This is a genomic window from Cupriavidus sp. CPT47-8839-RL05A, assembly GCF_058792255.1.
In genome coordinates this window covers 119,316-141,456 of the sequence record NZ_JBYTEG010000017.1, presented here as the reverse complement: position 1 = coordinate 141,456, position 22,141 = coordinate 119,316, and the positions used below count along the sequence as shown (strand labels likewise).

Annotated in this window: 16 protein-coding genes; 11 read left to right on the top strand and 5 right to left on the bottom strand. The window is 67.2% G+C overall.

All coding sequences use genetic code 11. From position 1 onward, the window contains the following. From AC3WVS_RS21230 to AC3WVS_RS21220, 3 genes are all read left to right on the top strand, one after another. Entirely contained in the window at positions 1–1,254 is a 1,254-nt protein-coding gene (locus tag AC3WVS_RS21230; RefSeq protein WP_492320232.1) for an NAD(P)/FAD-dependent oxidoreductase, read from the top strand. A gap of 39 nt (positions 1,255–1,293) precedes the next feature. Continuing rightward, positions 1,294–2,667 carry an MFS transporter gene (locus AC3WVS_RS21225; RefSeq protein ID WP_492320231.1) on the top strand — a complete coding sequence of 458 codons (1,374 nt, stop codon included), beginning with the start codon at positions 1,294–1,296 and terminating at the stop codon, positions 2,665–2,667. 69 nt (positions 2,668–2,736) lie between these two features. Continuing rightward, entirely contained in the window at positions 2,737–3,057 is a 321-nt protein-coding gene (locus AC3WVS_RS21220; RefSeq protein ID WP_492320230.1) for a hypothetical protein, read from the top strand. Positions 3,058–3,110: 53 nt separating this feature from the next. Here the strand turns inward: AC3WVS_RS21220 and AC3WVS_RS21215 are convergent, their stop codons facing one another. After that, positions 3,111–3,956 carry a class II glutamine amidotransferase gene (locus tag AC3WVS_RS21215; RefSeq protein WP_492320229.1) on the bottom strand — a complete coding sequence of 282 codons (846 nt, stop codon included), beginning with the start codon at positions 3,954–3,956 and terminating at the stop codon, positions 3,111–3,113. A 327-nt stretch (positions 3,957–4,283) separates the two neighbouring features. Here AC3WVS_RS21215 and rpoD point away from each other — a divergent pair, with 327 nt between their 5' ends. From rpoD to AC3WVS_RS21180, 7 genes are all read left to right on the top strand, one after another. Further along, complete coding sequence (gene rpoD / locus AC3WVS_RS21210; protein WP_439671651.1) at positions 4,284–6,254, top strand: RNA polymerase sigma factor RpoD; 1,971 nt, start codon at positions 4,284–4,286, stop codon at positions 6,252–6,254. Between the two features lie 56 nt (positions 6,255–6,310). Further along, positions 6,311–6,895, top strand: coding sequence for a DUF2760 domain-containing protein (locus AC3WVS_RS21205; protein ID WP_492320228.1), 585 nt, complete (start codon positions 6,311–6,313; stop codon positions 6,893–6,895). Then, positions 6,895–8,742 carry an Hsp70 family protein gene (locus AC3WVS_RS21200; RefSeq protein WP_492320227.1) on the top strand — a complete coding sequence of 616 codons (1,848 nt, stop codon included), beginning with the start codon at positions 6,895–6,897 and terminating at the stop codon, positions 8,740–8,742. Before AC3WVS_RS21205 ends, AC3WVS_RS21200 begins: the two co-directional genes overlap by 1 nt. Then, complete coding sequence (locus AC3WVS_RS21195; RefSeq protein WP_492320226.1) at positions 8,735–11,542, top strand: Hsp70 family protein; 2,808 nt, start codon at positions 8,735–8,737, stop codon at positions 11,540–11,542. The genes AC3WVS_RS21200 and AC3WVS_RS21195 overlap by 8 nt, the downstream gene beginning before the upstream one ends. 72 nt (positions 11,543–11,614) lie before the next feature. After that, positions 11,615–12,394 (top strand): protein-L-isoaspartate(D-aspartate) O-methyltransferase, encoded by a 780-nt coding sequence (locus AC3WVS_RS21190; protein WP_492320225.1) that lies wholly within the window; start codon positions 11,615–11,617, stop codon positions 12,392–12,394. A 32-nt stretch (positions 12,395–12,426) separates the two neighbouring features. Beyond that, positions 12,427–14,877 (top strand): spermine/spermidine synthase domain-containing protein, encoded by a 2,451-nt coding sequence (locus AC3WVS_RS21185; RefSeq protein WP_492320224.1) that lies wholly within the window; start codon positions 12,427–12,429, stop codon positions 14,875–14,877. 86 nt (positions 14,878–14,963) lie between these two features. Next, positions 14,964–15,569, top strand: a complete 606-nt coding sequence (locus AC3WVS_RS21180; protein WP_492320223.1) for a J domain-containing protein — start codon at positions 14,964–14,966, stop codon at positions 15,567–15,569. Positions 15,570–15,621: 52 nt separating this feature from the next. Here AC3WVS_RS21180 and AC3WVS_RS21175 read toward each other — a convergent pair whose 3' ends face one another. The 3 genes from AC3WVS_RS21175 to AC3WVS_RS21165 form a co-directional block, all read right to left on the bottom strand. Next, positions 15,622–15,924, bottom strand: a complete 303-nt coding sequence (locus AC3WVS_RS21175; protein ID WP_010811581.1) for a hypothetical protein — start codon at positions 15,922–15,924, stop codon at positions 15,622–15,624. A 31-nt stretch (positions 15,925–15,955) separates the two neighbouring features. Further along, on the bottom strand, positions 15,956–16,408 hold the full coding sequence (locus AC3WVS_RS21170) for a PA2169 family four-helix-bundle protein (protein ID WP_011615190.1): 453 nt from the start codon (positions 16,406–16,408) through the stop codon (positions 15,956–15,958). Positions 16,409–16,618: 210 nt separating this feature from the next. Beyond that, positions 16,619–17,047 (bottom strand): ACT domain-containing protein, encoded by a 429-nt coding sequence (locus tag AC3WVS_RS21165; RefSeq protein ID WP_492320222.1) that lies wholly within the window; start codon positions 17,045–17,047, stop codon positions 16,619–16,621. 205 nt (positions 17,048–17,252) lie between these two features. Here AC3WVS_RS21165 and acs point away from each other — a divergent pair, with 205 nt between their 5' ends. Beyond that, on the top strand, positions 17,253–19,310 hold the full coding sequence (gene acs, locus AC3WVS_RS21160) for an acetate--CoA ligase (protein WP_492320221.1): 2,058 nt from the start codon (positions 17,253–17,255) through the stop codon (positions 19,308–19,310). Positions 19,311–19,345: 35 nt separating this feature from the next. On the opposite strand, the gene AC3WVS_RS21155 is transcribed toward acs, so the two are convergent. Further along, positions 19,346–22,075 (bottom strand): UPF0182 family membrane protein, encoded by a 2,730-nt coding sequence (locus AC3WVS_RS21155; protein WP_492320220.1) that lies wholly within the window; start codon positions 22,073–22,075, stop codon positions 19,346–19,348. Positions 22,076–22,141: the final 66 nt, after the last annotated feature.

Here is a 22,141-nt window from a genome sequence, read left to right as displayed (position 1 = left end):
ATGGATTCCAAGCGCTCAGACACCGCGACTGCCCTATCGCCAACCGCCACCATCGTCATCATCGGCGCCGGGCAGGCTGGCGGCTGGGCCGCCCAGACGCTGCGCAACGAGGGCTTCACCGGACGGCTCGTGCTGATCGGCGACGAGGCCCATCCACCGCATGAGCGGCCGCCCTTGTCCAAGGCCGTTCTGGCCGGCGAGGCCGCGCCCGCCAGCACGTGGCTGCTCAAGCCCGAAGCGTTCGCGGCGCTCGGGCTGGAGTGGTGGCTGGACACGCGGGTCACCCGCATAGACCGGGCCGCGAAGCAACTGGAGATAGCCAACGGAGAGATGCTGTCTTACGACAAGCTGATCCTGTGCACCGGCGGCAGGGCCCGCGCGCTCAACCTCCCGGGCGCTGGCACGGCACCCGTGCATACATTGCGCACGATCGGCGACGCCCTGGCCCTGGCGCCGGAGTTGCGGCCCGGGCGCAGCATCGTGGTGATCGGCGGTGGCTGGATCGGCCTCGAAGTCGCCGCCACGGCGCGCCGCAAAGGTGCCGAGGTGACCGTGCTCGAAGCCCAGAGCCGGCTGTGCGAGCGCACCGTGCCGCCGGAAGTCTCGGAACACCTGCTCGGGCTGCATGCCTCGCATGGCACCCGCGTCAGGCTCGGCGCCAACATCACCGGCATCGCCCCCGGTACCGGCGGCCGGTCCGTCGTGACGCTGGCCGATGGCGGCACGCTGGCTTGCCACGCCATCGTCGCGGGTGTCGGTCTCGTGCCGAACGACGAGCTCGCGCGGGAAGCCGGGTTGGAGTGCGACGGCGGCGTGGTCGTCGACGCAAGTTGCCGCACGTCCGACCCCGACATCTTCGCCGCGGGCGACGTCGCGGTCACGACCAACCCGTGGGCCGGCCGGCGCCTGCGGCTGGAATCCTGGCAGAACGCCCAGGAACAGGGCATTGCCGCCGCGCGCGCGGCGCTCGGTCTCGCGGTCGACTATCAGCCGCTGCCTTGGTTCTGGTCAGACCAGTACGGCATGAACCTGCAGATCCATGGCATCCCCCTTCCCTCGCACCGCGTGGTGGCACGCGGCACGCCCGGCACGGACAGCTTCGTGCTGTTCTACCTCGACGGCGATGTGGTCAAGGCCGCGCTAGGGTCCAACGCCGCGCGCGACCTGCGCTTCGCGCGCCGCCACATCGAGCAGTGCAAGCCGGTCGATGCCAGCCGCCTGGCTGACCCGAACGTGCCGATGTCCAGGCAGTAAGCCCAACCATAGGAACAGACCGACCGGAGACAAGCCCCCATGCAGCAAATCGACATCCACAAGCTGGCCGACACGGCCCGCTTCAACCGCTTCCATGCGCTCGTGCTGTTCTGGTGCGCACTCATCGTCATCTTCGACGGCTATGACCTCGCGGTCGTGGGCATCGCGCTGCCTTCGATCATGAAGGACCTCGGCGTCGCCCCGACCCAGGCGGGGCTCATGGTCAGCTCCGCGCTGTTCGGCATGGTGTTCGGCGCGATCTTCCTCGGCACCATGGCCGACAGGATCGGCCGCCGCTGGACGATCGCGATCTGCGTCGCCCTGTTCAGCGTCTTCACCGCCGCGGCCGGGCTGGTCAAGGACCCGCTGCTGTTCAGCATGGCCCGCTTCCTGGCGGGGCTCGGCATCGGCGGCGTGATGCCGAATGTGGTCGCGCAAATGACCGAGTACGCGCCGAAGAAAATCCGGGCGACCCTGGTCACCGTGATGTTCAGCGGCTATGCCGTGGGCGGGGTCCTGGCGGCGCTGCTCGGCAAGAGCCTGATCGAGGCCTACGGCTGGCAGTCGGTCTTCCTGGCGGCCGGCCTGCCCGTGCTCCTCATTCCTGTCATTCTCAGATCGCTGCCCGAGTCGATGCCGTTCCTGCTGGCCAGGGGCGACCACGAAGCGTTGCGGCGCATCGTCTCCAGGCTAGCGCCGGAGCAACGGTGGTCGGCCACCGACCGCTTCGCCGTGCCGGCGCAGGACAAGGCCGCCAGCGCGCCGATCCGGCACCTGTTCCACGAGGGCCGTGGCTTCAGCACCATCATGTTCTGGATCGCGTTCTTCATGTGCCTGTTCATGGTGTACGCGCTCAGTTCATGGCTGACCAGGCTGATGGCGGGCGCCGGCTACAGCCTGGGTTCCGCGCTGACGTTCGTGCTGGTCCTCAACCTCGGCGCGATGATCGGCGCCGTGGGCGGCGGCTGGCTTGCCGACCGATACCACATCAAGTACGTGCTCGCCGCCATGTACGCGCTGGCCGCGGTCTCGATCACGCTGCTCGGATTCAGGATGCCGACTGAACTGCTGTTCGTGGTGGTGGGCCTGGCCGGTGCGTCGACGATCGGCACGCAGATCGTCGCCAATGCCTACACCGGGCAGTTCTACCCGACCGCCATCCGTTCCACCGGCCTTGGCTGGGCACTGGGCATCGGCCGCAGCGGGGCCATCCTCGCGCCAATCGTCATCGGGGTGCTCGTCGCCATGGAACTCCCGCTGCAGCAGAACTTCATCGCGATCGCCATTCCGGCCGTGATTGGCATGGGCGCGGTCCTGCTGATCGATCACAGGCGCTCGGCATCGGCCCGCTACGACGAAATGAGCGGGCTGCCGGCGTCGCCGGTCGGGCTGTCCATCGCGGACCGGAACTGATTGCCCAGGCCGGCGCGGCCCGGCGGGCAGCGCTCCGGGGACAGGCGCGGGCACGGCTAGAATGTAGTCATGGGAACCACGTCGGGATCACTTCCAGGCCCCGACCGCGGTTCAGTCAGAATCGAAGAGGTTGTCGCGATGAAGGCAAGAGCCTCGATCATTGCATTCGTATTGGTGACCCTGGCCACCCCGATGGCGCATGCGGGCGTGGCCGAGGACGCGCGCGGGCTCAAGAACGGCGTCAAGTCGGCTGGCAAGCAGGCCGGGCATGCGGTGCGCGACGGCGCGCATGCCATTGGCCGCGGCGCAAAGGCGGCCGGCCATGCGATTGCCGATACCACCAAACAGGGCTATCGCGCGACCAAGAAGGCCGTGAAGGGTCACGAGTAAGGACTTGTTCCGCGGAGCTGGATCCTGCCACGCTCCCTTGCTCCTTTACGCCCTCAGGCCGGCTGGGAAGGCAGCCGCGGCACGAAGCAGCTGCGCGCGATCTCGCCACCGCGGGCCACCAGGGTGGTCGCCTCTGGAATTTCCTCCCACAACCCTTGCACCTCGATCAGCGGCTCGGACAGCACCAGGAAGGCATTGTCGCCGGCGGCGATGATGCGCGGATCGTCCGGGTAAAGCGCGCGCAATTGCCGGAACGAGGTGCTGTGGAACAGCGAGCGCGAGTCCGTCTCGCTCGAATAGCGCACCGCCACGATCTGCTGGCCGTCGGTCACGCAGACGGTCATGTTGAGCGGAAACTGCACGTCGTAGCGGTGGCCCACGTCCTCGATCAGCCCGGCCATCTGCTCCAGCGCGCCGCCCGGGTCGCGCTCCAGGCCGAAACTCAGGGCCAGGAAGAACATCACCTCGGAATCGGTCGATCCCTCGATCCAGCGGAACAGGTGCGGCGCCACGGCCATCATCAGGTCGCGCCGCAACAGCGGGAATTCGCGGATCAGGCCGTTGTGGACGAACAGCCAGCGGCCGAAGCGGAACGGATGGCAGTTGGTCTCCTGCGTCGGGGTGCCGGTGGCTGCGCGCACATGGGCAACGAAAAGTGGCGCTCTCACCGCCCGCGCCGTCTCGCGCAAGTTGGTGTCGCTCCATGCCGGGTGCAGGCAGCGGTAGCGGAACGGCACCTCCGAGTGACGTCCATACCACCCGACGCCGAACCCGTCGCCATTGGTCGTGGTATGACCCAGCCGCGAATTCAGGCTCTGGTCGATCAGCGAGTGTTCTGGCTGGAACAGCACCGTTTCCAGCGGAACGGATTTGCCCGAGTAAGCCAGCCAGCGGCACATGATGCTTCCTCCTTGACCGGTGCGGCCCGGTGGCTTCCGGCCCACACTTCCAGTTGTAGGACGACAACGCGCGAACGCAAAGCACGCGCAGGCAGTGGCGCACCGGCTACCCTCAACTGTGCGCCGGCTCCACCGGGATACGGCGAGTTGACGCTGCGAAGCAGCAATGGCTGTAGAATACGCGTCCTCCCCGATTCCAATGGTCACGGCGTCCGATATCGGCCCGCGCCGCACCGGTACCTCACGAGCCTTGACAGCAGGCCCGATAGCGCACGCACAGCGTGCGCGCTGCTGTCGAAACGCGATTCACGAAGGAAACAGTAGTAAATGACAAGCGGCGTACAACGAACGGCAGCTAAAACACGAGAAGCAGGCGCAATCAAGGACCCTGGCCAGACCAGCGCAGGGTCGACGGCGCAGCCTGATCCATCGACGGAAGCCGCCGCGCGTAGCCAGCAATTGCGTGCGCTGATCCAGCTGGGCAGGCAGCGCGGCTACCTGACCCACGCGGATATCAGCGACCACCTGCCGGAGAACTTCACTGACACGGCGGCGATGGAAAGCATCGTCAGCACGTTCGCCGAGATGGGCGTGAAGATCTATGAGCAGACGCCGGATGCCGAGACGCTGCTCCTCAGCGATGGCCCGGTGGTGGCCTCGGACGACCAGGCCGATGAAGAGGCCGAGGTAGCGCTTGCGACCGTGGACTCCGAGTTCGGCCGGACCACCGACCCGGTGCGCATGTACATGCGCGAAATGAGCTCGGCAACGCTGCTCACGCGCAAGCAGGAAGTCGAGATCGCCAAGCGCATCGAGGAAGGCCTGAACAATATGGTGCATGCCATCTCGGCCTGCCCGTTCACCATCGCCGCGATTCTCGAGCTGTCGGGCAAGGTCGCCAGCAATGAAATCAGCATCGACGACCTGGTCGATGGCCTGAGCGACGAGAGTATTGCCGAAGCAGCCGTGGCGGCGGCAGCTGACGAGACCGACGACAGCGTCGATAGTGCCGACGAGGCCGATGACGACTCCGAAGACTCCGACGACGAAGGCTCGACCCAGCAAAGCAATGAAAAGGCCCTGGCCCAGCTGCGTGAGGAATGCCTGAAGCGGTTCGCGCGCGTCACCGCGCAATTCGAGCTGATGTGCCAGGAAAGCGCCGCAAATGGCGCGGGCTCGGCAGCCTTCCTGGCCGCAAGGGATGCGGTGCGCGAAGAACTGCGCACGATCCGCTTTACCGCAAAAACCATCGAGCGCCTGTGCGCCAACGTCCAGGCCATGGTCGACGAGGTGCGCACGGTCGAGCGCCAGGTGGTCCAGCTGCTGGTCGAGCGCTGCGGGATGGAGCGCGAGGAGGTCATCGCCCGCTTCCCCGGCAATGAAACCAACCTGGCCTGGGGGCAGGAGCTGGTCGCCCAGTCCCGTCCGTACAGCGCGGCGGTCGCGCGGGCCCTGCCGGACCTCGAGGCGCACCAGCAGAAGCTGATCGACATCCAGGCCCGGGCGGCGCTGTCGCTGCCCGACCTGAAGGGCGTCAACCGCAAGATGCTGGCAGCCGAGCGGCAGATGCGGCAGGCCAAGCACGAGATGACGCAGGCCAACCTGCGGCTGGTGATCTCGATTGCCAAGAAGTACACCAACCGCGGGATGCTGTTCCTGGATCTGATCCAGGAAGGCAACATCGGCCTGATGAAGGCGGTCGACAAGTTCGAATACCGCCGCGGCTGGAAATTCTCCACCTACGCGACGTGGTGGGTGCGCCAGGCCGTGACGCGGGCGATTGCCGACCAGGCCCGCACCATCCGCGTCCCGGTGCACATGATCGAGCAGATCAACAAGCTCAATCGCCTGTCGCGCGAGATCATGCAGCAGACCGGCAAGGAACCCGATCCGGCGGTGCTGGCCGAGCGCCTGGACATGACCGAAGACAAGGTTCGCTCGATCATGAAGATCGCGAAAGAGCCGGTCTCGATGGAAACCCCGGTCGGCGAGGATGGCGATACCAGCCTGGGCGACATGATTGCCGACTCGGACACGGCCACGCCCGCCGACGCCGCATTGCAGGCGGGCCTGCGTGCCGTCGTGCGCGAGATGCTCGACGAGCTCACGCCGCGTGAAGCCAAGGTGCTGCGGATGCGCTTTGGCATCGATATGTCCACCGACTACACGCTGGAAGAAGTCGGCAAGCAGTTCGATGTCACGCGCGAGCGGATCCGCCAGATTGAAAGCAAGGCGATGAAGAAGCTGAGGCATCCCAGCCGGGCAGACCAGCTGATCACCTATCTGCGCGACGCCTGATACTTGCCGGCAACAGCCGCTTGGCCGACTGACACAGAGCAGACAGGAGCTTTCGGATGACTGACTCGAACCTATCTTTCTTCGGCAGGGTCTCGCTTGCCATGGGCACCTTCTTCGCCATCCTTGGCAACCGCGAACTCGCGGCCGGCGTCAGGCGCCTGCGTGACGGCGAGGGATTCGCCGCGGCGCCGGCGCCCGCGCCTGTATCGGCACCTGCTCCCGCCCCGGTGGCGGAGGCTGCCGCACCCGTGCTGAAGGAAGCCAGCCCGGTGGCGGCGCTGCAGTTGCTCGGACTGCTCCAGCGCGATGCACGCTTCATCGACTTCGTCGAGGAAGATATCGCGCGCTATTCCGACACGGAGATTGGCGCCGCCGCGCGCCTGGTGCACGATGGCTGCCGCGGCGTGCTGCGCGAGCATTTCACCATCCGGCCGGTGCGCGAGGAAGCCGAGGGCAGCCGTGTCACGCTGGCCGACGGCTTCGATGCCACCGCCATCCGCCTGACCGGCAACGTGGTAGGCAGCGCGCCGTTCCATGGCAGCATCAGCCACCGCGGCTGGAAGGTCGAGGAAGTCCGCCTGCCACGCGTGGCCGAACGCCATGACGCCACCGTGATTGCCCCCGCCGAGGTGGAGCTTTGATGAGCGAAGCACGCTATGCCATCGGCATCGACCTGGGCACCACCCATAGCGCGGTCTCCTACGTCGACCTGGCCGCCAGCGATGGCGAGAAGACCAGCCAGCGCGTCCTGCCCATCACGCAGCTGACCGCGCCGGGGGCCGTCGAAGACCTGGACCTGCTGCCCTCCTTCCTGTACCTGCCGCACGCCAGCGAACTCGCCCCGGGCGACCTGGCGCTGCCGTGGAACGCCGCGCGCGACTTCGCCGTGGGCGAGCTGGCGCGCAGCCGCGGCGCGGCCACGCCGATCCGCCTGGTGTCGAGCGCGAAGAGCTGGCTGTGCCATCCCGGCATCGACCGCCGCGCGCCGGTCCTGCCCAACGACGCACCGCCCGAGGTGACGCGCGTGTCGCCGCTGGAGGCTTCCGTGCGCTATCTCACGCACCTGCGTGAAGCCTGGGACCAGGCCCACCCCGAAGCGCCGTTTGGCGAGCAGGACGTCACCGTGACGATTCCCGCATCGTTCGACCCAGCCGCACGGGAACTGACGGCCGAGGCGGCCGCCGCGGCCGGCTATGCCCGCATGACCCTGCTCGAGGAACCCCAGGCCGCGCTCTATAGCTGGATCCAGAAAAGCGCCGGCCAATGGCGCAAGCAGGTCAAGGTCGGGGACATCATCCTCGTCGTCGATGTGGGTGGCGGCACCACCGACCTTTCGCTGATCGCCGTGATCGAGCGCGACGGCAACCTTGAGCTGCACCGTATCGCAGTCGGCGACCATATCCTGCTCGGCGGCGACAACATGGACCTGGCGCTGGCCCACGTGGTGGCGCGCAAGCTGGCGGCCCAGGGCACCCAGGCCGATCCGTGGCAACTGCGCGCGCTGACCTATGCCTGCCGCGCGGCCAAGGAAACGCTGCTGACCGACCCGGATACCGATACCGTGCCGCTGGTGGTGCCCAGCCGCGGCTCCAAGCTGATCGGCGGCTCGATCCGCACGGACCTGACCCGCGCCGAGCTGACCCAGACCATCCTGGAAGGCTTCTTCCCGCAAGTCGAGGCCTCGGCCCGCCCGGTGAGCCGGGCACGCGCCGGCCTGACGCAGCTTGGCCTGCCCTATGCGCAGGATGCTGCCATCACGCGGCACCTGGCCGCGTTCCTGGGCCGGCAGGTGGCGGCGCTGGCCGAAATCGAAGGCTTGCAGGGCGCACAGCCGGAAGGCGCGACCTTGCTCCACCCGACCGCCGTCCTGTTCAATGGCGGCGTGTTCAAGTCCGGCCTGCTGGCGGACCGCATCCTGCGGACGCTGAACGGCTGGCTCGCCGCGGAAGGCGCGGCCCCTGCCCGCCTGCTTGACGGCGCCGAGCTGGACCTGGCCGTGGCACGCGGCGCCGCTTACTACGGCTACGTGCGGCGCGGCAAGGGGGTGCGGATTCGTGGCGGCACCGCGCGCGCCTACTACATCGCCGTGGAATCGTCGATGCCCGCCGTGCCCGGCTTCGAACCGCCGATCCAGGCCCTGTGCGTGGCGCCGTTCGGCATGGAGGAAGGCACCGAGGCTGCGCTGCCGCCGCAGGAATTCGGCCTGGTGGTGGGCGAACCCGTGCACTTCCGCTTCTTTGGCTCGTCGGTGCGCCGCCAGGACCAGGTCGGCACCCTGCTGGACTACTGGGGGCCGGAGGAACTGCAGGAGTTGGAAGAAATCCAGGCGACCCTGCCGGCCGAAGGCCGCACCGCGGGCGAAGTGGTACCGGTCAGGCTGCATGCGCGGGTGACCGAGGCCGGCACCCTGGAACTCGAAGCCGTGCCCGGCGGCAGCGCTGAGCGCTGGAAGGTCGAGTTCGACGTGCGCGGCAGCGCCGATGCCTGAGCAAGCGGCCGGGCCGGCGACGAAGCAATACGTCGTCGGCATCGACCTCGGCACCAGCAACACCGTCGTCGCCTACGCGAAGGCCGGGTCCGACGATATCCGCGTCTTCGATATCGACCAGCTGGTCAGCCCGGGCGAGGTCGCGGCCCGTCCCCTGCTGCCCTCGGTGCGCTACCACGCGGCACCGGGCGAGCTCAGCGGCGACGACCTGCAGCTGCCCTGGCAATCCGGCGCCAGCGCCGCCGCGCGCCGGACCGTGTTCGGCCGCCTGGCGGCCACGCTCGGCGCGCAGGTGCCCGGCAGGCTCGTAGCCAGCGCAAAGAGCTGGCTGTCGCATGCTTCGGTCGACCGCACCGCGGCCATCCTGCCTTGGGGCGGCGACGACGATCTCGACAAGATCTCGCCGGTGGTCGCCAGCGCCAGCTACCTGGGCTACGTGTGCGCGGCATGGAACCACCGCTTTCCCGATGCGCGGCTCGAGGACCAGGACGTGGTCCTCACCGTGCCCGCCTCGTTCGACGAAGGCGCGCGCGCGCTGACGCTTGAGGCGGCGCGCCTGGCCGGGCTGCCCGCCCTGCGCCTGCTCGAGGAGCCGCAAGCTGCGCTCTACGACTGGCTGTTCCATCATCGCCAGAGCCTGGACACCGACCTGGCGCAAACCCGCCTGGTGCTGATCTGCGACGTGGGCGGCGGCACCACCGACCTCACCCTGATCCGGGTGGACATGCAGGACGGGCAGCCTCAGCTGACCCGCATCGGCGTGGGCAACCACCTGATGCTCGGCGGCGACAACATGGATCTTGGCCTGGCGCACGTGGTCGAGGCGCGCCTCGGGGCCGGCGGGCCCGCGCAGCCGCGGCTGTCGGCGGCCGGCCTGTCGCAACTGGTCGCGCGCTGCCGCGCCGCCAAGGAACAGCTGCTCGGCGCGCAGGCGCCGGACTCGGTCACGGTGACGCTGCTGGGCGCGGGCGCCAGGCTGGTCGGCGGCGCACGCTCGGTGGAAGTGACGCGGCAGGAGGTCGAACAGCTTGTCGTAGACGGCTTCTTCCCCAAGGTGCCGGCCAGCGAAAGGCCGGGGCGCGCACGGGGCGCGATTGTCGAGTTCGGCCTGCCGTATGCGTCCGACCCCGCCGTGACCCGGCACGTTGCGGCGTTCCTGAGCCAGCACGCGGCGCAGTCGCGGGCGGCACTGGACGCACCACAGGCGCCGGCCGATGCCCTGCCGATGCCCGATACCCTGCTCCTCAACGGCGGCGTATTCAGGGCGCAGGCGCTGGCCGGCCGCATCGCCGACACGCTGGGCACGTGGCGCGGCGCGCCGCTGCAGGTCCTGCACAACGACAATCCCGACGTTGCCGTGGCCCGGGGCGCGGTCGCGTATGCCCGGGCCCGTGCCGGGCAGGCCCCGCGCATCGGCGGCGGCTCGCCGCGCAGCTACTTTCTGGTTCTCGATGATGGCGCGTCGGGGCAGCAAGGGATCTGCCTGCTGCCGCGCGGCACTGAGGAAGGCCACGAAATCCACCTCAGCGACCGCACCTTCGCCTTGCGGCTCGGCCATCCGGTGCAGTTCCACCTGGCGTCCTCCGTCGCCGACACGGCATATCAGCCCGGTCAGCTGACCGACCTGTCGGCGGGCGACTTCATCCGCCTGCCGCCGATCGCCACCGTCGTGCCGCCGCGCGGCGCCAGCGGCCCGCGGGAAACGCCGGTGCAGATCACCGCCTCGCTGACCGAGGTCGGCACGCTCGAGGTCCACTGCATCGACATTGCGGATGCCTCGCAGCGATGGCGCCTTGAGTTCCAGTTGCGTGGCAATGACACCCAGGCGGCACCGGCGCCCGATACGGCACACCCGTCCCTGCCCCAGGCCCTGGAGGCGATCGATCGCACCTTTGGCGCGCGCTCGCAGGACGTCGGCCCCAAGGAGGTCAAGCGGCTGCGTGCGCAGCTGGAACAGTTGCTGGGTGCGCGCGAGCAATGGGACAGCGCCGTGCTGCGCGAGCTGTTCGGTGCCTTCTGGGAACGCGCCCGGCGCAGGCGGCGCACTGCCGACCATGAACGCCTGTGGCTGAACCTGGCCGGCTATTGCGTGCGCCCGGGATTCGGCTATCCGCTCGACGAATGGCGCGTCGTGCAACTCTGGTCGCAGTACGACCAGGGCATCCAGTACGTCAACGAAAGCCAGAACTGGTCCGAGTGGTGGACGCTGTGGCGGCGCGCGGCAGGCGGGCTGGACGAAAGCGCGCAACTGCGCCTGCTGGAAGACATGGCCTTCTACCTGCAGCCACCCGGCAGCACCCGCTACAAGAAGCCCGCCGGGCCCGCCAGGGGCGGCTATGCCGATATGGTGCGCCTTGCCGGCTCGCTCGAGCGCATTCCCGCCGACGCCAAGATCGAACTGGCCGATTGGCTGCTGGCCCGGCTGCGCAAGCCATCCGAAAACAGCCAGGGCTGGTGGGCCGTGGGCCGCATCGGCGCGCGCCGGCCGTTCTACGGCAGCGCGCACAGCGTGGTGCCGGCCGGGACCGCCGCCCAATGGGTGGACGCGATCCTGGCCCTCGACTGGAAAAAGGTCGAGCCGGCAGCGTTCGCCGCCGTGCAGATCGCGCGCATGACCGGCGATCGCAGCCGGGACCTGCCTGACGAGATCCGGGCAACCGTGGTGCGCCGGCTGGAGGCCGCCAACGCGCCGCCAAGCTGGATTGCCATGGTGCGCGAGGTGGTGGAACTCAATACCGTGGACGAGGGACGGGTGTTTGGGGAGGCGCTGCCCGCCGGGCTCAAGCTGATCGCGGGGTAGCAGACCAGCGCCATGCGACTGGCAGGCGCCTCATTTGCCACTTGTCTGCGCCAGCCAGACCGATGATCTACGATGACGGTAGGCTCCTTGCCTGCCCCACTCGTGAAGCCATCAGCGCCCCGCCCACTCCTCCCAATCCTGGTTGCCGCCATCGCGCTGGCCTTGCCCTGCTCGACCACCGCCGCCGACGACGCCCTTGCCCCGCAGCGCGCCGACATGGTCAGGGAGATCGCCGCGGTCGCGGCAGGGGCCGCCGCCCAGAGCGGCAGGCATGCCATCGACCCGCGCGTCATGGCCGTGATGGGCCAAGTGCCCCGCCACGAGTTTGTGCCGGACGCGCAGAAGCCGCACGCCTACGAGAACCGGCCGCTGCCGATTGGCCATGGCCAGACCATTTCACAGCCGTATATCGTCGCCCTGATGACCGACCTGATGATGGTCAAGCCTGGCGACACCGTGCTGGAGATCGGCACCGGCTCCGGCTACCAGGCCGCGGTGCTGACCGGGCTGGCGCGCGCGGTCTATACCATCGAGATCATCGAGCCGCTGGGACGGCAGGCATGCGACCGCCTGAAGCGGCTGGCCTACCGGCAGGTGGCGTGCAAGGTGGGCGACGGCTACTACGGCTGGGACGAGCACGCGCCCTATGACGCCATCGTCGTCACCGCGGCGGCCAGCCACGTGCCGCCGCCGCTGATCCGGCAACTGAAGCCAGGCGGGCGCATGGTGATCCCGGTGGGCGCCCAGTTCCTGACGCAGTACCTGCTGCTGGTCGAAAAGGCCGCGGACGGCACCGTTTCCACCAGGCAGATCCTGCCGGTCAGGTTCGTGCCGCTGGTTGGCAAGCACTGAAGCGCGGCACATCAGCCCGGCCAGCTGACGCCATGCCACGCCCCCCTCTGTTCGCCCTGGCCTTGCTCTCCGCCACCGCGCTGGGCTACGAGATCCTGCTGATGCGGCTGCTTTCCATCATCCAGTGGCATCACTTCGCCTACATGATGATCAGCGTGGCACTGCTGGGCTATGGCGCGGCCGGTGCGCTGGTGGCGCTGGCGCAGCGAACGCTGGTCCGCCATTTCGTGCCAGTGTTCGCGGGCGGGGCCCTGCTGTTCGGCGTCAGCGCGATGGGTTGCTTCGCCCTGGCCCAGCACGTGGCGTTCAACCCCCTGGAGATCCTGTGGGAGCCATCGCAGCCGCTGCGCCTGTTGCTGATCTACCTGCTGCTGTTCGTGCCGTTCCTTTGCGCCGCCACCAGTATCTGCCTGAGCTTTTCCCGCTTCACCGGGCAGGTTCCCCGCATCTACAGCTTCGACATCCTTGGCGCCGGGCTGGGCTGCCTGGGCATCATCGTGGCGCTGTTCGTGCTGCATCCGGTCGATGCGCTGCGGCTGGTCGGCATGGCAGGCATGGTGGCGGCAGCGCTGGCATGCGTGGAATGCCGCTGGCACCGGCCCTGGCTGCCGGCGCTGCTGCTGTTGGCGGCAATCGTTCCGGCCGGCGTGCCAGGTGACTGGATTGCGCTGCGGCCGTCCGAGTACAAGGAGCTGAGCCAGGCCCTGCGCATCGGCAACGCGCGCGTGGTGGCGCAGCGCTCGAGTCCGCTCGGCCTGGTCACGGTGGTCGAGAGCCCTTCGATCCCGTTGCGGCATGCGCCCGGGCTGAGCCTCAATGCCAGCCAGGAGCCGCCAGCACAACTGGCCGTATTTACCGATGGCGACGGGCTCAGTGCGCTCAACCGCCATGACGGCCGGCGCGAACCGCTTGCCTACCTGGGCGACCTCACCTCTGCCGTGCCTTACCACTTGCTGCGCAATCCGAAGGTGCTGGTGCTGGGCAGCGGTGCGGGTGCGGACGTGTTGCAGGCGGTCTACCACCAGGCCAGCGCGGTCGATGCCGTGGAACTGAATCCGCAGGTGATCGACCTGGTGCAGGGCCGCTTCGCTGCGTTTTCCGGCAAGCCGTACAGTGCCGCCGGCGTGCGTGTCTTTGCCGGCGAGGCGCGCGGCTTCCTGGCGGCCAGCACGGCACGCTACGACCTCATCCAGGTGGCCCTGCTCGATTCATTCAGCACCTCATCGGCCGGACTGTACGCGCTCTCCGAGAGCTATCTCTATACCGTGGAGGCCTTCCAGGGCTACCTGCGCCATCTTCGGCCCGGCGGCCTGCTCGCGATCACGCGCTGGGTCACGCTGCCGCCGCGCGACATACCCAAACTGCTCACCACCGCCGTGGCCGCCATGGAAGGCGCGGGCGTGCCCGAGCCGTCCCGGCGGCTGGCGCTGGTCCGTGGCTGGAAGACGGCCACGCTGGTGGTCAAGAACGGGGAATTCAGTGCAGCGGAGCTTGCCGCCCTCGCCGACTTCTGCCGCGCCCGTTCCTTCGACGTCGAATACTATCCCGGCATCCAGCCCGGCCAGGCGAATCGCTACAACGTGCTGGACCAGCCCTACTTCTTCGACGCCGCGCAGGCCCTGCTCGGCCCGGAACGCGACCGGTTCCTGTCCCGCTACAAGTTCGATGTGCGGCCCGCCACCGACGACAGGCCGTATTTCTTCCACTTCTTCAAATGGCGCACGCTGCCTGAACTGCTGTCGCTCAAGGCGCAGGGTGGACTGCCCTTGCTGGAATGGGGCTATCCGGTGCTGGTGGCCACGCTGCTGCAGGCCACCGCCCTGGCATTGCTGCTGATCGTGGTCCCGCTCTGGATCCTGCGGCGGCGCCCCCGGCCGCAGCCCGCCGCGGGGCCGGGCGGCAATGGCGCAGCCATGCGGCGCTTGCCCGAATGGCGGGCCGGCTTCTACTTCCTGGCGGTCGGCCTCGGCTTCATGTTCGTGGAGATCGCCTTTATCCAGAAATTCATCCTGTTCCTGAGCCACCCGCTCTATGCGGTCGCGGTGGTGCTGTGCGCCTTTCTCTGCTTTGCGGGACTGGGTAGCCGATACGCCCAGCGCATGCCCGCGCGCGCTGGCAATGACCGCGGCAGGCGGCAGGCGGCGCTGGCCGTCAGCGGCATCTGCGTGGCCGCGCTGGTCTACCTGGCGGCGCTGCCGACGGTCTTCAGGCTGTTGATCGGGTTGCCGGACCCGGCCAGGATAGGTGTCTCCGTGCTGCTGATCGCGCCGCTGGCGTTCCTGATGGGAATGCCGTTCCCGCTCGGCCTGGCCCGGGTCGCGGCGCGCGACGAAACGCTGGTGCCCTGGGCATGGGGCATCAACGCCTGCGCCTCGGTGGTGGCGGCGGTCCTTGCCACGCTGGTCGCGATCCACGTCGGATTCACCGCGGTGGTGCTGCTGGCGCTGCTACTGTACGCTGCCGCGGCGCTTGCGTGCCCTTGAACCGGGGCCGCTCTCCCATGCCATGGCTGCGGGTCACCCCGTGCTAGGATGAATGCCCGCCCGGAAGAACGACGCCCAATCGGCCCATGACCACCCTCTACACAACCCTCGGCGTGGCACCGGACGCCACCCTGGACGAGATCAAGCGCGCCTACCGCCGCGCCGCGATGAAGTGGCACCCCGACCGCAACCTTGGCCGCGAAACTGAGGCGCATGCGGCATTCCAGGAAATTCGCGACGCCTACACCATTCTCTCCGATGCCGGGCAGCGCCAGATCTACGACGAGGTATTCGAGCGGGAAATGCAGCGCTGGCAGGCCGAGCGCGAGGCTCAGGAAGAGCAGGAGCGCGAGGCGCAACGCGAGAGCCAGCGCATCGCGCAGGAACATTACGAGAAAATGCTCGGTATCGCGATGCGCTTTGCCGACGACGGCCACAACCGCGACGTCATCTTCGGCGTGCTGCTCGGCCGCGACTGCGAGGCGGAACTGGCGTCACGCATCGCGGACAGTATATGGGCGCTGCAGGAGTCGCGGCGGGCAAGTGCGCGGGCCGCGCACGCGCCGGACACCGAGGCCGCCCAGGCGCCCGACGGGGCGGCAGCGTCAAACCCCGACGAGGAAACGCGGCCCAGGCGTCATGCCGGCGCCTTCGATTCGTTCTGGCACGGCTTGTTCGGCATCCGCTCGTAGCGGCGGTGTTTTCAGGACTGCCGCCGCGGGCGCACAAGCCGGTACAAAAGCACTAGATGTCGGGTGCGACCAGGAGCCCGCTTTTCACCGTGTGGATCAGCGCAAGGCGGTCTTCCACCGCCTTGCGCAGAACCTCGCGTCCCCTGAACGGATCCGTCAGGTAACTGGCGTACTGGCTTGCCCGAATCTGCACCTTGAGATGCATCGTCGTCGGTCCGCTCTCCGGCCATGTCACCAGGAACGCCGGATGGCTGTCCGCGCACTCAACGAAGGCAGCGTCAGGGGACGGGAAACAGGAGTCGGCGCCCTGGGCAAGGAACTGGAGATCCTTGTCCTTGAACTCGTAGGTTGCCATGGCTTTCTCCCATCGCGCGCAAGCCGGGCCCTCAGTGAATCTGCATCCCGCGCATGGCATGAATGCGCCCATGATGCTGCGTCAGCGCCTCATACTGGCGCTGCAGCGCCGCGCTGGCCTCTGGCGGCAGCGGCTTCATCATGACGGACTGATACTCGCGCCTGGCGGCATCTTCCTCGTGCTCGCACATGCCCAGCACGGCGTCGTCATTGTTCGGCGACAGCATGTGGCGGAATGCCATCCAGCGGCGGTACAGCATGCCATTCATGCTGCCCCGGTCAGCTGGCGCGCCGCCCATGGCGCTGACCATCGACTGCAATTCCTTTACCGACGCCCGGTACGATTCCGCGGTGCTGGTCAGAATGTCGCGCAGCGCTGCATCGCGCACTTCGCTGGCTCCGCTCATGCAGGCCAGTTCGCTGTCCTTGCCAGCCTCGATCAGCTGGTTCAGCGCCAAGACAGCTTGTTGCTGGTTGTTGCCCATGGAATTCTCCCAATTTGCATGCCAGCGATGCGCAACTTCGGCGCAAGTCGCCAAGTCTCGCCAACGGACGGACCGCCACGGCGCAACCGGCCGCGAGGGGAACGTCGGAGACGCCATCAACATGAATCAGCCGGTTCGCGCCGGGCCCCATCTGCCTGCCCGTTCAGAGGCAAGGCGTGATTCCATGATAGGAGATGGCTGAACCTCGCTTCAGCCCTTGCCCAGGATTGCCATTGCCTTGTTCGCATCGTCGAGCGAGTCCACCGACACGTACGCGACAAACTGCATCCCGATGACGGAGGCAGAGAATCCGCGCAGGTTGATTCCGCCTTCCGCCAGCTTTCGGGTCAGTTCCGCCACGATGCCGGGCCGGTCCCCGCCCATGATTCGCACCGAATGCAGGCTGTGCGTGACGTTGAAGCCGACCTGGGCAGCTGCACGGATTTCCCTGTCATTCTGCAGCGGTGTCACGAACACGACACCCTTGCCGGGGTCCTCCGGCGTGCGGCGCGCAATCGCGAATTGCAGGTCCGCACCGGCATCGCGCAAGGTCTCCAGTACCTCGGCGAGGCCGCCGGGACGGTCCGGTATGGTTGCCGCCCACACGTCCACGCGTTCCACGAGAAGATCGTTGGTCATTGCTCATTCCTCCAATGCCCTCCTACGAATCTAGCTTATGGCGGCCGCCAGGCAAGCTCCGGGCTCGGCGGACAGCGGCAGGGCGAATTCCTGGAAACTCCCCGTGCCCGGACTTAATATGGACTAGTCGTTTCAGGCAGCTATCGCAGGATAGTGGCACCGACCATACCTGGATGGATGCCATGGAAAGTGAAGGGGGATCGTCATGTCTGAAGGCAAATCGCCACGCCATGCTGCCCAGCAGGAATTGGCCGATGTGTCCGAGGCCGAAATCGCGGTCCATTGGCCCGAGGAGGACTATGTCCCGCCGGCCGGCCAGTTCATTGCGCAGGCCAATCTGACCGATCCCCATATTTTCGAGCGCTTCTCCCTCGAACGTTTCCCCGAGTGCTTCAAGGAGTTCGCAGACCTGCTGGACTGGTACAAATACTGGGAAACGACCCTGGATACCAGCAACCCGCCTTTCTGGCGCTGGTTCGTCGGCGGCAGGATCAACGCCTGCCACAATTGCGTGGATCGCCACCTCGCTGCATACAGGAACAAGACCGCGATTCATTTCGTGCCCGAGCCGGAGGATGAGGCGGTGCATCACCTCACCTACCAGGAACTCTTTGTTCGCGTCAATGAGCTGGCCGCCCTGCTGCGCGAGTTCTGCGGCCTGAAGGCCGGCGACCGCGTCACGCTGCATATGCCGATGGTGGCCGAACTGCCCATCACCATGCTCGCCTGCGCCCGCATCGGCGTGATTCATTCGCAGGTATTCAGCGGCTTCAGCGGCAAGGCCTGCGCCGAGCGCATCGCGGACTCCGAGAGCCGGCTGCTGATCACCATGGACGCCTATCACCGCGGCGGTGAATTGCTCGATCACAAGGAAAAGGCCGACATCGCCGTGGCAGAAGCCGCCAGCGCCGGTCAGCAGGTCGAGAAGGTCCTGATCTGGCAGCGCTACTCGGGCAAGTATTCCAGTGCCGCCCTACTGGTGAAGGGCCGCGATGTCATTCTCAATGACGTGCTCGCCGGGTTCCGCGGCAGGCGTGTCGAGCCCGAGCCGATGCCGGCGGAGGCGCCGCTGTTCCTGATGTACACGAGCGGCACGACGGGCCGGCCCAAGGGCTGCCAGCATTCCACTGGCGGCTATCTGTCCTATGTGGCGTGGACCTCTAAGTACATCCAGGATATCCACCCCGAGGACGTCTACTGGTGCATGGCCGATATTGGCTGGATCACCGGGCATTCCTACATCGTCTATGGCCCGCTCGCGCTCGCCGCTTCGTCTGTCGTCTATGAAGGCGTGCCGACCTGGCCCGACGCCGGCCGGCCCTGGCGTATTGCGGAAAGCCTTGGCGTCAATATCTTCCACACCTCGCCCACCGCAATCCGCGCGCTGCGGCGCAACGGGCCCGACGAGCCGGCGAAGTACGACTGCCATTTCAAGCACATGACCACGGTGGGCGAGCCGATCGAGCCCGAAGTCTGGAAGTGGTACCACCGTGAAGTCGGCAAGGGCGAGGCGGTGATCGTGGACACCTGGTGGCAAACCGAGAATGGTGGCTTCCTCTGCAGCACGCTGCCGGGCATCCACCCGATGAAGCCCGGCAGCACTGGCCCGGGGATCCCGGGCATTCATCCGGTGATCTTTGACGAGGAAGGCAATGAGGTCCCGGCCGGCTCGGGCAAGGCGGGCAACATCTGCATCCGCAATCCCTGGCCGGGCATATTCCAGACCGTCTGGAAGGATCCGGACCGCTACGTGCGCCAGTACTATGCGCGCTACTGCAAGAATCCCGACAGCAAGGACTGGCACGACTGGCCGTATATGGCGGGCGATGGCGCAATGCAAGCGGCGGACGGCTACTTTCGCATCCTTGGCCGCATCGACGACGTGATCAATGTTTCCGGCCATCGCCTCGGCACCAAGGAGATCGAATCCGCAGCACTGCTGGTGCCGGACGTCGCCGAGGCGGCGGTGGTGCCGGTGGCCGACGAGGTCAAGGGCAAGGTGCCTGATCTCTATGTATCGCTCAAGCCGGGACTGTCGCCTTCCACCAAGATCGCGAACAAGGTCTCGGCCGCGGTGGTATCCCAGATTGGCGCGATTGCGCGTCCGCATCGGGTCGTGATTGTTCCCGACATGCCCAAGACACGCTCGGGCAAGATCATGCGCCGCGTGCTGGCGGCGATCTCCAACCACCAGGAGCCTGGCGACGTATCCACGCTTGCCAATCCGGAGGTCGTCGAGAAGATCAGGGAGCTGGCGACATAGGATGGCGCTCCTGCCGGCGGCTCCCGGCACGCCGCTCACTTCCGCTCATCGGCACCCCCTGCCCCGAGCGCCTCGAGCAGCGGCCGCAAGGCATCGAGTTCCGCGCCAAAGCCGCTCCAGTCCCCCGCCTTCAAACGCTCGACGGCGCGGTCATAGTGCGCGAGTGCTTCGCGCGCGCGGGCGTTCGCTGCGCCCTGCGCCGGAATCGCCGCCGGCGCGGATTCCTTGAACAGGGCCGCAAGCGCTGCGCCCAGGGTGTCCTCCATGACCACGCGATCGCCATAGGCGGCGATCACCCGCTTGAGTTCGGGCAACTGGCCGGACTCCGCACGCAGGTAGAGCGGCGAGACATAGAGGATGGAGTTCTCGATCGGCACGACCTGCAGATGGCCGCGGATGACGCGCGAGCCCATCTGGTTCCACAGCGAAATCTGCTGCGAGATCTCGGTATTCTGCTGGATGCGCGCCTCGATCTGGAACGGCCCGTAGACCAGCCTTTCCTTGGGGAAGGTGTAGGCGACGAGCTTGCCGTAGCTGGGGGGATCGGAGCGCGCAGCCAGCCAGGCGATCATGTTCTCGCGCTGGCTCGGCACCATCGGCAGCATCAGGACGAACTCGGCGCGCGGTTCGTCCGGCAGCCGCAGGATCATGTAGTAGGGCATCATCCGCGCGGCGGGCGTGTTCCCTGTGCTCATGCCGGTCAGCTGGCGAGGAAACTCCCACAGATCCTCGCGGTTATAGAAGACTTCTGCCGCTTCCATGTGGTAGGCGCGGTAGATCCGCGCCTGGATCAGGAACAGGTCCTCAGGGTAGCGGATATGCCGCTGCAGGTCCTGCGACATGGCGCCCAGCGGCCTGAACATGCCCGGGAAGATGCGCTGGTACACCTGCACGATCGGATCGGCCGGGTCGCTGGTGTAGAAGTCGACCGTGCCGTTGTACGCATCGATCACGACCTTGACGGCGTTGCGGATGTAGTTGGCGCCGCCACCGGTGCCGGGCTGCGAATAAGGGAACCAGCGGCTGGTGGTGTAGGCATCCTGGATCCAGTAGAGGCGACCGTCGCTCACGACCACATAGGGGTCATGGTCGAGGCTGAGGAACGGCGCAATCGTGCGCACGCGGTCCCGGATATTGCGATGGAGCAGGATGCGGCTTTCCTGCGTGATGTAGCCGCTCAGCAGGATATTGGGATCGCCGAGATGCCAGGCGAACAGGGTCCGGCGCGCGATGCCGCCGATTCCGATGCCGTCGCGCCCGCGGTAGGCCGTATAGACGTTGTCCTTGCCCTTGGGGTAGTCGAACTCGGGCACGCTGCCTTTGACGATGACATAGCCTTTGCCGCCTTCACCGAAATAGAGGCGCGGCTCCTGGATGACCGGGCCGCCGTCGGAGAGCGGGGGAATGTCATGCAGATAGAGCGAGGGCAGGCCTTCGGCGGATTTCTCGGTGACCGGCGACATCACCACGCCATTGCCATGGGTGAACAACAGATGCAGGTTCACCCAAGTCTGGGCATTGGCCGGAATCAGTGCCGGCTCAAGCTCCCGCGCCGACAGCATGACCTGCTGGTAGCCTGCGCCGAGCTGGTAGCGGTCGATGTCCGTCGCGAGGAACTTGTAATAGGTCCTGATCTCCTGCAGCTGCGCATAGGTATCGCGCAGCGGCTGCAGGTCCCACAGGCGGATGTTGTCGATGGTCGGCCGATTGGCCTGGAGCGCGGCGAGATTCAGGTTCTGTTCGACCGGAAACGGCTTTACCTCGATCTGCGTCAAGCCATAGGCCTCGCGCGTCAGCGCAATATTGTGTTGGAGATACGGTGTCTCGAGTTGCAGCTCGTTCGGCTTGACATAGAAACGCTGGAACAGTGCCGGCCAGATCGTGCCGAGCACGATTGCGCTACCGACCACCAGCAGCGCCGCGGCCGCAGGCACCCGGTAGTCCCGCCAGCGCATATTGGCCCACGAAGCGGCGGCAGCCGCGGCAGCCAGGCCGAATTGCAGCCACAGGAGCGGCAGCCCGACATGGACATCGGTATAGCTCGCGCCGACCACGACCCCGTTGTCGCCGTAGAGCAGCATGAAGCGGTCGAGCCAGTAGGACCACGCCTGCAGCGCGAAGAACAAGCCGAGCAATGCCGATCCATGGGTAGCGGCCGCCGGCGAAAGCCCGCGCGGCGACCGGACCAGCGCGATGTCGCCGCGCAAGCCGTAGACCACGCCGGCAACTACTGCGCTGCAGCACAGCAGCAGGAGCAGCCAGTTCCTCAGTGCAAGATACGCCGGCAGCGTGAAGAAGTAGAAACCGATGTCCTTGGCGAAGATCGGATCGGTCTTGCCGAAAGGCACCTGATGGAAATAGCGCAGCGCAATGGCCCAGCTCGACAGTTCACCGACTGCCATGAGCAGCCCCACCAGGACGGCGACGCCGGCAATGGCGGCGCGCCAGGGGACGCGCGCCGCAATCTCGCCAACCGGCTGGCCCAGGACCTCCGGCCTCCAGGCCTGCGCCTGGCTCGCGCTGCGGTGCGCCAGCCAGCCCGATAGCCAGAGCGCGCCTGCCGAAACGGCGAATACGGCAAGGAACAGAAGCGCCTGGGTGGCGAATATCGTGCGGAACACCCCGGCGTAGCCAACCGAGGCAAACCACAGCCAGTCAACGATGAGGCCGGCGACGCGGCCGACAGCGATCAGCGCGACGATGGCGGCAACAACCCAGGTCGCAAGGCGTCTCAGGCGCGTGGCGTCCCTCGCTGGCGAGCGCATCGATCAAGCTCCTTTGCGGCACCGTCGCCCGAGCTGCCGCGCAGCCATGCATGGGTCCGGGGCAAA